Source organism: Mycobacterium sp. IDUB_1, assembly GCF_055419625.1.
On record NZ_JBVAYA010000007.1, the window covers coordinates 156,669 to 173,401 of the forward strand.

The following is a 16,733-nucleotide window of genomic DNA, read 5'->3' on the forward strand; positions in this document are numbered from 1 at the left end:
TTCAGCTCTTGGTCGGGCCCTCGTCGGACCGCTCGGTGGCGGGCACGGGCTCCTCGTCGGGGTAGTCATCGTCGTCCAGGGCGACGGGCGCCTCGTCGGGGTAGTCCTCGACGGCCTCGTCGGCGGCGTCGTCGGCATCCGCCTCGGCCGCCTCGTCGGCAGACCCCTTCGACCGATCGCGCAGCGCATCGACGATGAGCAGGATCACGCCGATCAGGCTGGCCGCGATGCAGACCCACGCGATCAGTGCATTGCTGGTGACGACGGCCAGCACCAAGGCCGCGAGGCCGATGACCGCGAGGACGAGCGCAACGATGAGCATGGACTACGAGGCTAGTTGTTTCCCCGGTTGAACTGGTTGAATCCGCCGTCACTGTTGGCGCCGGAGTCGACCGGAGCGGCCGAGCCGCGCTGACCGAGCTCTTCGAGCTGCGACTCGAGGTAGGTCTTCAGACGGGTCCGGTACTCGCGTTCGAACGTCCGGAGCTGCTCCAACCGGCCCTCGAGCACGGTGCGCTGCTGGTTGATCGTGCCCATGATCTCGGAGTGCTTGCGCTCGGCGTCGGCTTGAAGAGCGTCGGCCTTCTCCTGTGCCTGCCGCAGCTGCGCCTCCGAACGGCTCTGCGCATCGGCGAGCATCGCGTCGGCTCGCTGGCGCGCCTCGGTGACCGTGGTCTCGGCGGTTTGCCGTGCCTCGGCGACCATCGCGTCGGCCTGCGCACGGGCGTCCGAGAGCATCTTCTCCGACTCGGACTTGGCGCCGTTGGTCAGGCGATCCGCGGTGTCCTGCGCCAGGCTGAGGATCTTCGCTGCCCGCAGGTGCTGATCCTCGGGGGCCGGTGCGGCCTGCTGCGCCGCGGGTGCTTCGTACACGGGCTGCGGTTCCGGCTCGGGCTCGGGCTCGGGCTCGTACACCGGGAGGGTCTGAGTCGGCTGGGCGGCCGCGGCTGCCCCACCGGACTGCGCCGAGGCGAGCTCGGAGTCGAGCTCGGCGACGCGCTGCCGCAGGTCGGTGTTCTCTTCGATCAGGCGGGACAGCTCGTTCTCGACGAGATCGAGGAACGCGTCGACCTCGTCCTCGTTGTAGCCGCGCTTGCCGATGGGTGGCTTGCTGAAAGCAACGTTGTGCACGTCGGCAGGAGTGAGCGGCATCGTCTGCCCCCTTGAGTCTGGATCGTCAAAACGATCTCACAGTGTAAAGCCTGGCTTGAAGGTAACTGGCGTCCATCCTGTCACACCAGACCCTGCGGTTGCAGTCGAGGGCGATAAATACATCGAAACTCCACCTGGGCGACTGGGCGCCCACCGCAGGGCTATCCTGCCCGCTGCCGGGCCGGACGCCACAAACGCCCTGTTCCAGGCCGGTGTCAGACCGCCGCGCCGAACGCCAGCTGCATACCGATGAACGCCGCGAGCAGCAGCACCATGATGGACAGGTCGAAGCGCACCGCCCCGATGGTCAGTTGCGGAATGATGCGCCGCAACAACTTCACCGGTGGGTCCGTCAACGTCATGATCACCTCGAGGACCACCACAGTCGCGCCGCGCGGATGCCAGTCCCGGCTGAACGAGCGGATGAACTCGACCACGACCCTCGCGATCAGCAGCAGCCAGAAGACGAACAGCGCGAATCCCAGGATCTCGAAGAAGAGCCCCAACGGAAGGTGACCTCACTCCCAGCAGATGTGACGGGGAAGCCGGCGCGAGACCGCACCGGCTTCGCCAGCCTACCCGTGCACGAGGGGTGCGCGACCGCTGGTGTTCGCGCTACGGATAGGCGCTACCGGTAGGCATCACTGGTAGGCATCACTGGTAGGCGTAGAACCCGGCCTCGGCGATCCGGCGACGCTGCTCCGCGGTGACGTCCACGTCGGCCGGCGACAGCAGGAAGACCTTCGTGGCCACCTTGTCGAACGAGCCACGCAGCGCAAAGGCCAGGCCGGCGGCGAAGTCGACGAGCCGCTTGGCATCGGCGTTGTCCATCGAGACCAGATCCATGATCACCGGGGTGCCGTCGCGGAAGCGCTCACCGATCGTGCGCGCCTCGCTGTAGTCCTTGGGGCGCAGCGTGGTGATCTTCGCCAGCGGGCTGCCGGCTTCGAACAGCTCGGCCATGCCGCGGGGGTCCATGGCCAGCGCGCCGCGAGTCGATCCCCGCATCGCACCGAAACGCGGTGGCGTGCGGTCGAATTCACGCGGCGAACGCATCCGGGCCTCGAATCGTCCGTCGTCGAAGCCGCCGGCCATGGCGCCGGGCATACCAACCCGGTAGGCGGCGGGCTCGTCGTACTCGCGGCGCCGACCCTCGGGCAGGTCGTCGTAGCCGCGCGTGTAGCCCTCGTCCTCGAAGCGATCCTCACGGGGGCGGCGGTAGCTGCGGGCGGGTCCGCGCTCGTCGTCCTCGTAGTAGTCGTCCTCGTAATCGTCCATGGGGGCCATACCGAAGTAGGCCTTGACCTTGTGCAGTGTGCTCATTGTGAGGACCCCTCGTGCGGTGATGACCGATGCCCGGAATGTGTTGTCTGTGATGAAGGTGTGACTCGTGTGACTTCTGGTGGAGACGTTAGCGGTCGGTCGCCCAACAGCGCGGTACCGACACGCACACACGTCGATCCGTGTCGCACCGCCGCCTCGAGGTCCCCGGACATGCCCGCCGACAGCTCGAGCGGTCGCCCGCACCACTGCTGCACGCGCTCACGTTCCTGCGCCAACCGCGCGAAAGCCGCGTCGGCGTCGGCGCCGACCGGCGGGATCGCCATCAGTCCGACCAGCGTCAGGGCGGGCGCCTCGTCGACTGCGGCGCACAGCGCGTCGAGCCGCTGCGGCGCGTCGACGTCGACGCCGCCCCGACTCTCGTCGCCATCGAGGCTGACCTGCACGAACACCCGCAGCGGCGCGCCGCGCGCCGCACTCTGCAGCGCGTCCTCTGCTGAGCGGGCCAGCGCCGCAACCACTTTGGGGCTGTCGACGGAATGCGCCGCATAGGCCCAGGTACCGATGGAACGAGCCTTGTTGCGCTGGATGCGGCCGATCATGTGCCAGCGGACCTTGCCCGCGAGCTGGGGTAGCTCGTCGACCTTGCGGGTGGCTTCCTGATCGCGCGATTCGCCGAAAGACCTGCAGCCCAGTCCATACAGCGTGGCGATGTCGGAGGCCGGGAAGAACTTGGTGACCGGGAGCAGCTCGATCTCGTCGGGTGGGCGGCCCGCCGCCTCGGCAGCTCGGACGAGCCGGTCGCGCAGCTGCGTGAGGTTGTCGTGCAACTCCTGTTCGCGGTCGGCGGTCACGGTGCCGGTTCCAGCCAGATCAGAGACGCCAGCCGGCCCGTCGGCGCGCCGCGGCGATGGCTGAACAGGTTCGGATCGGCATAGGTGCAGCGCGGGTCGACGTCGATCGCGGTGACACCGAGTGCGTGCAGCTGCCGCGCGATCCCGGCGCGCAGGTCGAGACCGGGCGTGCCACGTCGAGTGCGGGTGCGGCTGCCGGGCAGGAGACGCTCCACCTCGTCGGCCATCTCGGCGGGGACCTCGTAGTTGGGTCCACTGACGGCGGGACCCAACAAGACCGAGATGTCGTCCACGCGGGCGCCGGCCTCGACCATGACCTCGACCGCGCGCGGCACGATCCCGCCCGCGGCCCCGACGCGACCGGCATGCACCGCGCCGATCACACCGTGGCGGGCATCGGCCAGCAGCACGGGGACACAGTCGGCTGTCACCACCGCGAGCCCGAGCGACGGCGTCGTCGTCACCAGGCCGTCGGTGTCGTCGATGGTCTCGCCACCGCGATCCACCACCGCCACCCGCGTGCTGTGGGTCTGGTTCATCCACACCACACCGTCGGTCCCCAGACCGGTGGCCGTGGCGAGCCGACTCCGATTGGCCGCCACCGCAGCGGGATCGTCGCCAACGTGGTCACCGAGGTTGAAGGTCGCGAAGGGGGGTTTTGACACCCCGCCGGCGCGGGTGGTGGTGACACGGCGCACCCGGAACATCACGTGCGAGAGGTGCGGCGCGTCAGTGGCGCATGAACGGCGGCACGTCGACATCGTCGTCGGAGATGCCGTCATCGCCGCCGCCGATGCGCACCGTCGCGCCGTTGGTGTGGGCTGCGGGCACGCTCGCCGGATCGGCCGACTCGAACAGCGACGAACCGACCCGGCCCGCCTTGCCCGGAGCGATCGGCTGCGCAGCGGCCGCGGCCGTCGATTCACCGGTCACGGGCTTGCGTCCGGGACCCGCGGCGTCGAAGCCGGCGGCGATCACAGTCACGCGCACCTCATCGCCGAGCGAGTCGTCGATGACGGTGCCGAAGATGATGTTGGCGTCGGGATGGGCGGCTTCCTGCACCAGCGAGGCGGCCTCGTTGATCTCGAACAGCCCCAGGTCACTGCCGCCGGCGACCGAGAGCAGCACACCCTGAGCACCTTCCATCGAGGCCTCGAGCAGCGGCGAGTTGATCGCGATCTCGGCGGCCTTGAGCGCGCGACCGTCGCCGCGGGCCGAGCCGATACCCATCAGCGCGGTGCCCGCGGAACTCATGACGCCCTTGACGTCGGCGAAGTCGACGTTGATCAGGCCGGGGGTCGTGATCAGGTCGGTGATGCCCTGCACGCCATTGAGCAGCACTTCGTCGGCACTGCGGAAGGCGTCCATCAGCGAGACCGCGGCGTCGCCCATCTGCAGCAGGCGATCGTTCGGGATCACGATGAGCGTGTCGCAGCTCTCGCGCAGCGACTGGATGCCGTCGGAGGCCTGATTGCTGCGCCGCTTGCCCTCGAACGAGAACGGACGCGTCACCACGCCGACCGTCAGAGCGCCCAGCTTGCGGGCGATCGAGGCCACCACCGGCGCACCGCCGGTGCCGGTACCGCCACCCTCACCGGCGGTCACGAACACCATGTCGGCGCCGCGCAACAGCTCCTCGATGTCGTCCTTGGCATCCTCGGCGGCCTTGCGGCCGACCTCGGGGTCAGCCCCCGCGCCGAGGCCGCGGGTCGAATCGCGCCCCACATCGAGTTTGACGTCGGCATCGCTCATCAGCAACGCCTGCGCGTCAGTGTTGATCGCAATGAACTCGACGCCTTTGAGACCCTGCTCGATCATCCGGTTGACGGCGTTGACGCCGCCACCGCCGATGCCGACCACCTTGATCACAGCGAGGTAGTTATGCGGGGGGGTCATCGCATCGCCCTTTCCTGCCCTGGTTGCCTGTCCTATAACGGATAACCGCTGCGACAAACCCTCAATCTCAACTAGAGGCTTAGAGTTATGTCAAGTTGTTCCGTATGTGCTGAACGGTAGGGCCGGGTTGCACACATGCCGAGCAGGCGCGCCGAGGCGACACGACAAATGTTGCGCGGTTTCCGGCAGGGCTAGTGAGCAGCAGAGCTCACCGCCGCCACGAAACCCGTCGGATCCTCCACGTGGAGGAGATGCCCGGCGCCAGCGAGGACCACCGACCGCAGATCGGGCCGGCGACGTGCGAAGCGCTCATACGTCCGCTCGAGCCACATGGGGCTTTGATCGCCACGCACCCAGGTCATCGGGACGGTGGAGGAAGCCGCGGCCCTGGTGGAGACGAAATCAGCCGATACGCCGAACCACGACGGGTCGAACTCGGCGAGCACCGGGTGGACGTTGGCGCGCATCCGCTCGCGAGCACGCTCGTCGATCTCGTCATAGGCATTGCCACCCGACCGGCGCGCGTAGACGGACCGGAAAAACACCTCGCCCGCGCCCACCGGGTCGCCCCTCAGTTGTTTGACCTTGACCCGCACGGTCGTCGAGAGCACCGAACGGTCCATGAGCCTGGTGCTGTGGAAAGGCGGTTCGACGACGCACAATGACCGCATGCGCGCCCGCTGTGCTGGAGTTCCTGCGGCCAGTGCCATCGCCACGCATCCCCCGGCGCTCCAACCGACCACATGCGCAGGCTCCTGGCAGACCTGCGTGAGGATGGCCTCGAGATCATCGCGGTGATTTCGGAAGTCGCGCACCGGATGATGCCGGGAGCGGCCGTAGCCACGCCGGTCGTACACCACGACGCGATAGCGCTCGGCCAGCAGGTCGATCACCGGCTCCCATGTCGACGAGTCGGTGCCGGTTCCATGCACGAGCACCATCGGCGAACCGTGACCGACGCTGTCGTAGTGCAATCGGCAGCCCCGTACATCGATCGTCGCCATGTGTCACTTCACCGTTGGCAGGTCCGGTGACGACACGTCGTAGGTCTTGCCGGGTTGGGTGAGCAGCGCCCCGAGCTTGAGCGCTTTCTCCTCGGTGCGGTCGGTGGTCCCCCACACGACGGTGCGGCCGTCGATCAACGTCAGCGTGATCGCCGCGACCGACGGCGCCGAGACCCGGCCCACCTGCGAGGCAACCTCCGGCCGCAACGACGTCACCACCTCGAGCGCGGCCTTGGTGGCCGGATCGTCGGGTCCGGGGTTCTCGACGTCCAGATACGGGATGCCCGGCGGCGGCGGTCCGGTCGCGAAGTCGACGCCGTCCTTGTCGAACAGATGCACACCATCGGGATAGTCACGGACGACGACGGGCACCCGCTCGACCACCGTGATGCGCAGCGTAGACGGGTACTCCCGCTGCACGCGCGCGCTGGCGACCCGGCGGATCTCGGCGACCTTCTCGGCCACCGCGTCGGTGTTGACCTGCAGCAGGGGTGTGCCGGGCGGCACCCCCGCCACGGCGACCACCTCGTCCTGCGTCACCGCGCCCAACCCGACGACGACGATGGTGCGCGCCGACATGATCGGCGTGAAATACAGCAGCAGGCCGATGCCGACGACAACGACGGCGACGACCGCGGTCCACAGCAGCACCTTGAGCCCGCGCACCGTGCCCCGCCCCACCGTCGCCGTATCGGACGGGGTTGCGCCGAGCGTGCGCCGTTTGGCCTCACGGCGGGCGGCCTCGATGGCGGTCGCCCGTGCCTGCGCGGCGCGCCGCTCCTCCCGCTCGCGGCGGGCCCGGCGGCGCGGCCCCTCGACGTCGACGGGCTCGGATGTGTCCTGCCCGTCGTCCGGTTCGGGGGCCTCAGTTGGTTCGGGTGCGGCAGCGTCACTGTCGGGCGGCTCGGTCATCGCAGCGCGGCCAGGATCTCAGTCAAAATCTCACTGCCCAGCAACGTCACATCGCCCGCGCCCATGGTCACCACCACGTCCCCGGGCTGCGCGGCCGCCGCCACCGTCGCGGCGACCGTCGAGAAATCGGGCAGGTATCGCACCGGCACACTGACGTGTTCGGCGATCGTCGCGCCACTGATACCGGCCAGGGGCTGCTCCCTGGCCGCGTACACGTCGAGCACGAACACCTCGTCGGCCAGGCTCAGCGCCTCGCCGAACTCGCGGGCGAATGTGGCTGTGCGCGAATACAAGTGCGGCTGGAACACCACCACCGAACGGCCGCCGGCCTCGTCCACCAGCGCGCGCACCGCGGTGAGCGCCGCCGTGACCTTGGTCGGGTGGTGGGCGTAGTCGTCGAAGACGCGTACCCCGGCAGCGGTGCCCACCAACTCGAAACGCCTACGGACACCTTCGAATTCGGCGAGCGCGTCGAGGACGTCCTCAGCCGCGGCGCCCACCTGCGTGGCGGCCAGCAACGCGGCCAGCGCGTTGAGCGCCATGTGCCGTCCCGGCACGGCCAGCCTCATGGTGCGCGGCTGGCTCTCCCCCGCCAGCGCCACCGTGGCGACCGCGCCCGTTCCGCGCTGCCGCCACTGCAGCAGCGCACCGGCCAGGCCGTCCCCGTCGGCAGTCCCGGTGCCGTAGCGCAACACCCGAATACCCAGCGCCTCAGTCCGTTCGGCGAACGCGGCCGCGCCGGGATCATCGGTGCAGACCACCACCGCTCCGCCGGGACGCAACCGTTCGGCGAATGCGTCGAACACCGCGACGTAGGCCTCTTCGGAGCCGAAGAAGTCCAGGTGGTCGGCCTCGATGTTGGTGACCACCGCGATGTCGGGCCGGTACTGCACCAGCGAGCCGTCGCTCTCGTCGGCCTCGGCGACGAAGAACGCACCGCTGCCGTGGTGAGCATTGGTGCCGGGCTCGCCGAGGTCACCGCCCACAGCGAACGACGGGTCGAACCCGCAGTGCTGCAACGCCACGATCAGCATCGAGGTGGTCGTGGTCTTGCCGGCCGTGCCAGTCACCATCAGCGTGGTGTCCCCGACCATCAGCTCGGCCAGCACGGCGGGCCGCAGGATGATCGGAATCCCGCGCCGGCGTGCCTCGACCAGCTCCGGGTTGGTCTTCGGGATCGCGGCGTGAGTCGTCACCACCGCCGTCGGCCCGCCGGGCAGCATGTCCAGCGCCGACGCGTCGTGACCGATGCGTACCTGCGCACCACGCGCCCTCAGCGCGAGCACAGAGCGTGACTCCTTGGCGTCCGATCCGGACACCAGACCGCCGCGGTCGATCAGAATCCTTGCGATGCCAGACATCCCGGCGCCGCCGATGCCGACCATGTGCACCCGCGCCAGCTCCGCGGGCAGCGGCTCGGAGCTCATCTCCGCCGCCCGCTGCGCGCCTGGGCCACCTCGAGAGCCACCTCGGCCACCCGCCGCGCCGCATCCGGGTGACCGGCCAGCTTCGCCGCCGACGTCATCGCCGCCAACCGGGCCCGGTCGGTCAGCAGACCGGTCACCGTCGTGGCGACCAGGTCGGGGGTGAGCTCACGATCCTCGACCAGCAGCCCACCACCCGCGGTGACCACGGGCAGCGCGTTGAGCCGCTGCTCTCCGTTGCCGATCGGCAGCGGGACGTACACCGCGGGCAGACCGACCGCACTCACCTCCGCGACCGTGATCGCCCCGGACCGGCAGATCGCCAGATCGGCGGCGGCATAGGCGAGATCCATGCGGTCCAGGTACGGCACCGCGACGTAGGGCGGATCGCCGGGCGCCGGTGTCCGCAGATCCAGCGTGTTCTTCGAACCGTGGGCGTGCAGCACCGCAATGCCGTGCCGGGCAAGAGCTTCCGCGGCCCCGGCGACTGCGCGGTTCAACGACTGGGCGCCCTGCGAGCCGCCGAAGACCAGCAGCACCGTGTCGTCGTCGGAGAAGCCGAAGAACGCACGCGCATCGGCGCGCAGCGCGGCGCGGTCCAGCGACGTGATGGCCTCACGGACGGGCACGCCGACGACCTCGACGGGGCCCAGCCCCGGGTCGGGCACCGCGGCGAGGACGCGGGCCGCCGAGCGGACCCCGACCCGGTTCGCCCAGCCCGCGCTGGCGTTGGCCTCGTGGACGACGACCGGAATGCGCCGGCCCGGGCGCATGTTGCGGGCCGCTAGATAGGCGGGAACAGCGACGTATCCGCCGAAGCCGATGACGACGTCGGCCGCGACGTCGTCGAAGATCGCCCGCGTCTGGCGCACCGCCTGACGCACCCGCAGCGGCAGCCTGGCCAGATCCGCCGAGGGCTTGCGTGGCAGCGGGACCGGAGTGATCAGCTCGAGGTGGTAGCCGCGTTCGGGAACCAGCCGGGTCTCCAGGCCACGGGCTGTGCCCAATGCGGTGATCCGCACTCCAGGGTCGAGTGCGGTGAGCGCGTCGGCAACGGCCATCGCGGGCTCGACGTGACCGGCCGTGCCCCCACCTGCGAGAACGACCGAGATACCGCTCACCCGTGACGTTGACCTTCCAGTGTGCGGGCCCGTCGGCCCGGATTGCGCTGGCCAGCACCATAACCGACAGGCGGGGTGGCCGAGCGCACCGGGCGCTTCGCCGTTCGCGACCGCGCGGCTTTCGCGGGCTTCGGGCTGGGCTTGGCGGCCTGCTTGGCGGCCCGGCTCGAGCGGGACTTCAGGCGGTCACGCACTGCCTCGGCGCGGGTCGGTACGTAGGGGGCGGGCAGCGGTAGGCGCAGCAGCCGGTTGACCCGGTCGTCGCGGCCGGCCCGCAGGGCGGCGACCGCCTGCGGTTCGTGGCGGGCGGCGTTGGCCATGATGCCGATCATCAACAACGTGGTGGCCGTCGACGTGCCGCCGGCGGAGATCAGCGGCAGCTGCAGCCCGGTGACCGGAAGCAGGCCGACGACGTAGCCCACGTTGATGAACACCTGCGAGAGCACCCACAGCGTGGCCGTGGCGGTGAGCAGCCGCAGGAACGGATCGGCCGAGCGCCGGGCGATGCGCATGCCGGTGTAGGCGAACAGCCCGAACAGGCACAGCAGTCCCGCGGCCCCGATGAAGCCGAGCTCCTCGCCGATGATCGCGAAGATGAAGTCGTTGTGGGCGTTGGGCAGGTAGTTCCACTTCGCGGTGCCCTGTCCCAGACCGTCCCCGAACACGCCACCGTTGGCCAGCGCGAAGCGGGCCTGCCGGGACTGGTAGCCCATGCCCTGCGCATCAGCGCCCGGGTTCAGCCAGGCCTGCACGCGCGCCGATCGGTAGCCGGCCGTCATTGCCAGCACCGCACCCGACACGACCACCGCGCCCAGCGAGGTGACGAACACCCGCAGCGGAAGACCGGCGTACCAGAGCAGACCGAGCAGGATCACACCCATCGACATCGTCTGCCCGAGATCCGGCTGGGAAACCACCAACGCCAGCGCGATCACCGCGACCGGCACCAGGGGCACCAGCATTTCTTTCAGCGAGGCCTGCTCCATGCGGCGGGCCGCCAGCAGGTGCGCACCCCAGATGGCCAACGCGATCTTCGCGAGTTCCGAGGGCTGCATGGAGAACCCGGCGACAACGAACCAGCCACGCGAACCGTTGGCCTCTTTGCCGATGCCAGGGATGAGCACCAGCACCAGCAGCACGATCGTGAACATGAAGCCGCTGAACGCGAAACGCCGCATCACCGCCACCGGCGTGCGCATCGCGATGTAGAAGGCCAGCAGGCCGATCGCCGTCCACAGCACCTGCTTGCCGAAGACCGCCCACGGCGAGCCGTCCATGTCGTAGGAGTAGACGCCCGAGGCCGACAGCACCATCGTCAGGCCCATCGTGATGAGCAGGGCGGTGACGGCGATGATCAGGTGGAACGACGTCATCGGCCGGTCCAGCCAGGCCCCGACACGGGTGCGCGGCGCCGGCACGGCACCGCTCGAGTCGTGCGGGCCCGACGTCAGCGCCGGTAGTGAGGTCCCCGCGTCATCGGCCGCGGGATTGGCGCGCCGGTGGCGCAGCCGGGCGAGGATCGCGCTCATGGGGACCCGCTACCGGATCGCGGCGCGCACGGCCGCGGCGAATGTGTCGCCTCGGTGCCCGTAGCTGCGGAACTGGTCGAAGGAGGCGCCTGCCGGTGCCAGCAGCACCGTGTCGCCGGGCCCGGCGAGACCGCGTGCGGCGTCGACGACGGCGGCCATGACGGCGTCGGCCACCGGACCGTCACCCGCCCGAGCGTGAGTCACACCTGTCACAGCTTTCTCAACCACCCCAGAATCCTCCCCCGTCAGCACCTCGACAACGGGGACATCCGGTGCGTGTCGTGCCAGCGCCTGCGCCACGATCGCGCGGTCACGACCCAGCAGAACCACTCCGACCAGGCGATTCGCCACCGCCACCAGCAGATCGTCGACGGAAGCACCTTTGAGTAGACCGCCGGCCACCCAGACCACGCGGGGGAAGGCGCTGATCGACGCGCGGGCGGCGTGCGGGTTGGTCGCCTTCGAATCGTCGACGTAGGTCACCTCGTCGACCACGGCGACCACTTCGGCGCGGTGCCTGCCCACCGAGAACGTCGCGAGCGCCTGCGCCACCGCATCGGCGGGCACCCCGACCGCGCGCGCCAGCGCCGCGGCCGCCAGCGCGTTCAGCACACCCACGGGACCGGCCACGGGGACGCCCGCGGTCTCGGCCAGCACCAGCCCATCGGCGAACGCATTGTCGATCAGCTGACCGTGGACGACGCCCAGCTCACCCGCAGCCGGCTCGCCGAGCCGGAAACCGACCCGGGTCGGCGCGGCGCACTCGGCCAGCAGCGAGGCCGCGATCGGATCGTCCACGCCGCCGACCGCGATCGGCCCCGTCAGCGCGCGGGCCTTGTCGTGGGCGTACGCATCCAGCGAGCCGTGCCAGTCGAGATGATCCTCGGCCACGTTGAGCACCGCACCGGCGTCCGGGCGAACCGACGGTGCCCAGTGCAGCTGGAAACTGGACAGTTCCACCGCGAGCACGTCGACGGGCTGATCCAACACTGCCAGCACCGGCTCGCCGATGTTCCCGCACAGCGCCGACCGCCGGCCGGCGGCGCACAGCATCGCGTGCAACATCGACGTCGTCGTGGTCTTGCCGTTGGTACCGGTCACCACCAGCCATATCTTGGCCGGCCCGTAGTGCCCGGCTCGGTCCAGCCGCCAGGCCAGCTCCACGTCCCCCCACACCGGCACGCCGGCCGCCGCGGCAGCGGTCGGCACCGCGGCGTCGGGCGGAATGCCGGGGCTGACGACGACGAGGTCGAACCCCGCGATCGTCGCGGCGGCGCCGGCCGGATCGATCACCGCGCCGCCCTGCTGGGCGTAGGCGGTCAGCGCCGACGGACTGTCGTCGGTGAGGGTGGCTCGTGCGCCCAGCGGGGTCAGTGCGGCCAGCACCGCCCGACCGGTGATGCCGGCGCCCACGACCAGCACCGCGGCGCCTTCTGCGATGACGTCACTCACGTCAGGCCCCTACGGTCGTCAGCCACTCGCTGTAGAACAGTGCCACGCCGAGACCGCAAGCGATCGCGGTCAGCAGCCAGAACCGGATGATCACCGTGGTCTCCGCCCAGCCCACCAATTCGAAATGGTGATGGAACGGCGCCATCCGGAACACGCGGCGGCCGGTGGTGCGGAACGCCATGATCTGCACCACGACCGAGGTGACCTCGGCGACGAACAGCGCACCCAGCACCACCGCGAGCATCTCGGTACGGCTGGTCACCGACAGACCGGCGATGACGCCGCCCAGCGCGAGCGACCCCGTGTCACCCATGAAGATCTTGGCCGGCGCGGCGTTCCACCACAGGAAGCCGATGCAGGCGCCGGCGGTGGCCGCGGCGATGATCGCGAGATCCAGCGGATCACGCACGTTGTAGCAGCCCAGGCCGGGGCTGGTGGCGCACGCGTTGCGGAACTGCCAGAACGTGATCAGCACGTAGGCGGCACACACCATCGCCATCGCGCCGGCAGCCAGCCCGTCCAGGCCGTCGGTGAAGTTCACCGCGTTCGACCAGGCGCTGACGACCACCACGCAGAACAGCACGAAGATCGCCGGCGCCAGCGTGACGGTCGCGATCTCACGGACGTAGGACAGCTCAGCACTGCCGGGGGTGAGTCCGTCGGCGTTGCGGAACTGCAGGGCCAGCACTCCGAACAACACGGCGGCGACGAGGATGCCGACCGTCTTCGCGGTCTTGTTGAGGCCGAGGTTGCGGGCGCGGCGCAGCTTGATCAGGTCGTCGATGAACCCGACGACGCCGAGTGCGGTGGCCAGGCCCAGCACGAGCAGACCCGACGCCGAGGGCCCCTTGCCGTCGATCACCACGCCGACCAGATGCGTGCCGAAGTAGCTGGCCCAGATGCCGGCGACGATCGCCACGCCCCCCATCGACGGGGTGCCGCGCTTCTTGGCGTGGCTGGGCGGCCCGTCCTCGCGGATCTCGTGGCCGAAACCCTGCCGGGTGAACAGCCGGATCAGCACCGGGGTGAGCAGGATCGACACCGCGAGAGCGATCCCGACCGAGATCAGGATCTGCCTCATGCGCCGTCCTCTGCGATCAGCGCGTCGGCGACCACACCCAGGCCCGCGGCGTTGGACGCCTTGACCAACACGACGTCACCGGGTGCTAGCTCCGCGCGCAACAGATCGAGAGCGGCATCGGCATCGGCGACCGGCGTGGCCTCGGATCCCCAGGAGCCCTCCATCACGGCCCCGTTCAGCATGGCGCTCATAGGCCTCCCGGTTCCGACGACGACGAGTCGAGAGACATCTAAGCGCACGGCGAGCCGGCCGATGCGGTCGTGCTCGGTAATCGAGTCGTCGCCGAGTTCGCCCATCTCACCCAGCACCGCCCAGGTGCGCCCCTCCCCGGACCCCTCGCGGCCCATCCACGCCAGTGCCTTCAGGCCGGCGCTCATCGAGTCGGGGTTGGCGTTGTAGGCGTCGTTGATGATCGTCACGCCGTCGCTGCGGGTGGTGACGGCCATCCGCTGCCGCGACACCGGCCCGGCGGCGGCCAGCGCGTCCGCGATCTGTGCCAGCGTGGCTCCGCACTCCAGCGCCACCGCGGCCGCGCACAGCGCGTTGGAGACCTGGTGGTCACCGTGCACCGACAGCGAGACGCCGACCTCCCCGGCGGCGGTGTGCAACGTGAACTCCGGGCGCGCCAGCGCGTCCAGGCTCACGTCGTCGGCCCACACGTCGATCCCACTGGTGGCCGAGCCGGACCGTCCGACGCGCACGACGCGCGCCTCGGTCACCTCCGACATTTTTGCCACCACCGAGTCATCCGCGTTGAGGATCACCACACCGGACGCTGGAACTGATTGCGGCAGTTCGGATTTCGTTTCCGCGATTGCCTCCCGCGAGCCGAACTCGCCGAGGTGAGCGGTGCCGACGTTCAGCACGACGGCGATCGAGGGCCGCGCGATCCGCGCGAGCGCGGCGATGTTGCCGCGATGGCGCGCCGACATCTCCAGGACGAGGAAGTCGGTGTCGGCGGTCGCCCGCAGCACAGTCCACGGATGCCCGAGCTCGTTGTTGAACGACCCTGGAGGAGCGATCACCTCACCCAGCGGCGCGAGAACCGCGGCGATCAGATCCTTGGTGGAGGTCTTGCCCGAGGACCCGGTGATCCCGATGATCGTCAGGCCGCCGGCGGCCAGCTCGGCGGCGACCGCGGCCGCCAGTTTCGCCAGAGCGGCCAGCACCGCCGCACCCGAGCCGTCGGAGTCGTGTTCGAGCACACTGGCCGCGCCGTCCTCGGCGGTCACCGGGTCCACCACGACCGCGGGAACGCCGACAGGCCGAGCCGCGAGCACGCCGACCGCACCCGCATCGACCGCCGCCGCCGCGAAGTCATGGCCGTCGGACCTCGCGCCGGGTAGCGCGAGGAACAGGCTGCCCGGACCGATCGCGCGCGAGTCGAACTCGACGGTGCCGGTGACGCGCAGAGCGGCCGCCTCCTCGGCGGTGACATCGGCGAGCCGACCGCCCACGATGTCGGCGATCTGAGCCAGCGACAGGTCGATCATCGGCTCTCCGTCCCCGCGGTCAGCGCGTCGAGCGCCGCGCCGAGCTCGACGCGATCGTCGAACGGCCGGGTGACACCCTGGCTGGTCTGGCCCGCCTCGTGACCCTTACCGGCGATCAGCACCACATCGCCCTCGCGCGCCCACGCCACCGCATGGTCGATCGCGGCGCGGCGCTCACCGATCTCGACAACGTCGGCACGGGCGCCCTGCGCGGCCGCGACGATCGCGGCCCGGATCTGCGCGGGCTCCTCGTCGCGGGGATTGTCGTCGGTGACCACCACCAGGTCGGCCAGCTCCGCGGCCACCTCCCCCATAGGGCCCCGCTTGCCCGCGTCCCGGTTACCGCCCGCGCCGAACACCACGGCGATCCTCCCGGCGCACTGGCTGCGCAACGTCTCCAGCACCGCCTTGAGCGCACCCGGTTTGTGGGCGTAGTCGACGACCGCCAGGAACGGTTGTCCGCGGTCGACCTTCTCCAGCCGACCCGGCACCGTCGCCGTGCGCAGACCGGGCACCGCCTGCTCGGGTGACACCCCGACCGCGTCGAGCAACGCCAGCGCCAACGCGGCGTTGGCGATGTTGTACCGGCCGGGCAGGCCGATCTCGATGCCGTGGTGTACCCCGGCGGGGTCGACGACGACGAAATCCTGGATGCCGTCACCCTGAGAGCGGATCTGCTCGACCGCCCAGTCAGCGGTGCCCTCGACGGCGACCGTGACCGCGGTGTCGGCGCGGCGCGCCATCGCGCGGCCCCACTCGTCGTCGACGCAGATCACCGCCTCGGCGGCGCGTGTCGGCGAGGCAGGATCGAACAGCCTGGCCTTGGCCTCGAAGTAGTCCTCCATCGTGGGGTGGAAGTCGAGGTGGTCGCGGGACAGATTGGTGAATCCGCCGACAGCGAACTCGGTACCGTCGACCCGGCCCAGCGACAGCGCGTGACTGGACACCTCCATCACCACGGTGTCGACCCCGCGTTCGAGCATGACCGCGAACAGCGCCTGCAGGTCGGGAGCCTCGGGGGTGGTCAGTCCCCCCGTCTCGTCGCGACCGTCGATACGCACGCCCACGGTGCCGATCAGCCCGGCCACCCGCTCGGCCGCGCGCAGACCCGCCTCGATCAGATAGGTGGTGGTGGTCTTGCCGGATGTTCCGGTGACGCCGATGACCCGCAGACGCGTCGACGGATGCCCGTAGACGGCGGCCGCGGCCGCACCCAGCACCGTGCGCGGTTCGGCGTGCAGCAGCACCGGTACCCCGAGGTCGCCGGCTGCCGAGAGCTCGGCCAGCCCGTCGTGATCGGTCAGCACCGCGACCGCGCCGCGCGAAACCGCGTCGGCGGCGTAACGAGCCCCGTGGGACCGCGCGCCCGGCAATGCGGCGAACAGGTCACCCGGCTGCGCGTCCTGACCCCGCAGCGTCACACCCGTCAGGTGCACCTGCGGGAGCGGCTCGACCTGGGCGTGCACCGCGGAGATGAGACGGGCCACATCCTCGAGCGGCAGGCCAGCGGGATGGTCGGGGCGCAGATTCATGG

General features: G+C 70.1%; 16 protein-coding genes. All 16 read right to left on the reverse strand.

Annotated features, from left to right (window positions below; genetic code table 11):
• Window position 1: 1 nt before the first annotated feature.
• Window positions 2-322 (reverse strand): DUF308 domain-containing protein, encoded by a 321-nt coding sequence (locus ACZYYX_RS28560; RefSeq protein WP_463818194.1) that lies wholly within the window; start codon window positions 320-322, stop codon window positions 2-4.
• 11 nt (window positions 323-333) lie between these two features.
• Complete coding sequence (gene wag31 / locus ACZYYX_RS28565; RefSeq protein ID WP_463818195.1) at window positions 334-1,152, reverse strand: DivIVA-like cell division protein Wag31; 819 nt, start codon at window positions 1,150-1,152, stop codon at window positions 334-336.
• A gap of 215 nt (window positions 1,153-1,367) precedes the next feature.
• Entirely contained in the window at window positions 1,368-1,658 is a 291-nt protein-coding gene (locus ACZYYX_RS28570; protein WP_335330485.1) for a YggT family protein, read from the reverse strand.
• A gap of 148 nt (window positions 1,659-1,806) precedes the next feature.
• The gene (locus ACZYYX_RS28575) at window positions 1,807-2,475 is read right to left on the reverse strand and encodes a cell division protein SepF (RefSeq protein WP_463818196.1); all 669 of its coding nucleotides are present in this window, start codon (window positions 2,473-2,475) and stop codon (window positions 1,807-1,809) included.
• Entirely contained in the window at window positions 2,472-3,287 is an 816-nt protein-coding gene (locus ACZYYX_RS28580; RefSeq protein ID WP_463818197.1) for a YggS family pyridoxal phosphate-dependent enzyme, read from the reverse strand. The genes ACZYYX_RS28575 and ACZYYX_RS28580 overlap by 4 nt, the downstream gene beginning before the upstream one ends.
• Window positions 3,284-3,997, reverse strand: a complete 714-nt coding sequence (gene pgeF, locus ACZYYX_RS28585; RefSeq protein WP_463818198.1) for a peptidoglycan editing factor PgeF — start codon at window positions 3,995-3,997, stop codon at window positions 3,284-3,286. Before pgeF ends, ACZYYX_RS28580 begins: the two co-directional genes overlap by 4 nt.
• Before the next feature lie 19 nt (window positions 3,998-4,016).
• On the reverse strand, window positions 4,017-5,183 hold the full coding sequence (gene ftsZ, locus ACZYYX_RS28590) for a cell division protein FtsZ (protein ID WP_463818199.1): 1,167 nt from the start codon (window positions 5,181-5,183) through the stop codon (window positions 4,017-4,019).
• A 191-nt stretch (window positions 5,184-5,374) separates the two neighbouring features.
• Window positions 5,375-6,187 (reverse strand): alpha/beta fold hydrolase, encoded by an 813-nt coding sequence (locus ACZYYX_RS28595; RefSeq protein ID WP_463818200.1) that lies wholly within the window; start codon window positions 6,185-6,187, stop codon window positions 5,375-5,377.
• Window positions 6,188-6,190: 3 nt separating this feature from the next.
• A complete protein-coding gene (locus ACZYYX_RS28600) occupies window positions 6,191-7,099 on the reverse strand; it encodes a cell division protein FtsQ/DivIB (RefSeq protein WP_463818201.1) in 909 nt (302 codons plus the stop codon).
• Window positions 7,096-8,526, reverse strand: coding sequence for a UDP-N-acetylmuramate--L-alanine ligase (gene murC / locus ACZYYX_RS28605; RefSeq protein ID WP_463818202.1), 1,431 nt, complete (start codon window positions 8,524-8,526; stop codon window positions 7,096-7,098). Before murC ends, ACZYYX_RS28600 begins: the two co-directional genes overlap by 4 nt.
• Window positions 8,523-9,644: an undecaprenyldiphospho-muramoylpentapeptide beta-N-acetylglucosaminyltransferase gene (gene murG / locus ACZYYX_RS28610; protein WP_463818203.1), complete on the reverse strand. Its 1,122-nt coding sequence runs from the start codon at window positions 9,642-9,644 to the stop codon at window positions 8,523-8,525. The genes murC and murG overlap by 4 nt, the downstream gene beginning before the upstream one ends.
• On the reverse strand, window positions 9,641-11,173 hold the full coding sequence (gene ftsW, locus ACZYYX_RS28615) for a putative lipid II flippase FtsW (protein WP_463818204.1): 1,533 nt from the start codon (window positions 11,171-11,173) through the stop codon (window positions 9,641-9,643). The genes murG and ftsW overlap by 4 nt, the downstream gene beginning before the upstream one ends.
• A gap of 9 nt (window positions 11,174-11,182) precedes the next feature.
• Window positions 11,183-12,625 (reverse strand): UDP-N-acetylmuramoyl-L-alanine--D-glutamate ligase, encoded by a 1,443-nt coding sequence (gene murD, locus ACZYYX_RS28620; RefSeq protein WP_463818205.1) that lies wholly within the window; start codon window positions 12,623-12,625, stop codon window positions 11,183-11,185.
• A gap of 1 nt (window position 12,626) precedes the next feature.
• Window positions 12,627-13,706, reverse strand: coding sequence for a phospho-N-acetylmuramoyl-pentapeptide-transferase (gene mraY / locus ACZYYX_RS28625; RefSeq protein ID WP_463818206.1), 1,080 nt, complete (start codon window positions 13,704-13,706; stop codon window positions 12,627-12,629).
• Window positions 13,703-15,199 (reverse strand): UDP-N-acetylmuramoyl-tripeptide--D-alanyl-D-alanine ligase, encoded by a 1,497-nt coding sequence (locus ACZYYX_RS28630; RefSeq protein WP_463818207.1) that lies wholly within the window; start codon window positions 15,197-15,199, stop codon window positions 13,703-13,705. The genes mraY and ACZYYX_RS28630 overlap by 4 nt, the downstream gene beginning before the upstream one ends.
• Window positions 15,196-16,731: a UDP-N-acetylmuramoyl-L-alanyl-D-glutamate--2,6-diaminopimelate ligase gene (locus tag ACZYYX_RS28635; RefSeq protein ID WP_463818208.1), complete on the reverse strand. Its 1,536-nt coding sequence runs from the start codon at window positions 16,729-16,731 to the stop codon at window positions 15,196-15,198. Before ACZYYX_RS28635 ends, ACZYYX_RS28630 begins: the two co-directional genes overlap by 4 nt.
• Between the last annotated feature and the right edge of the window lie 2 nt (window positions 16,732-16,733).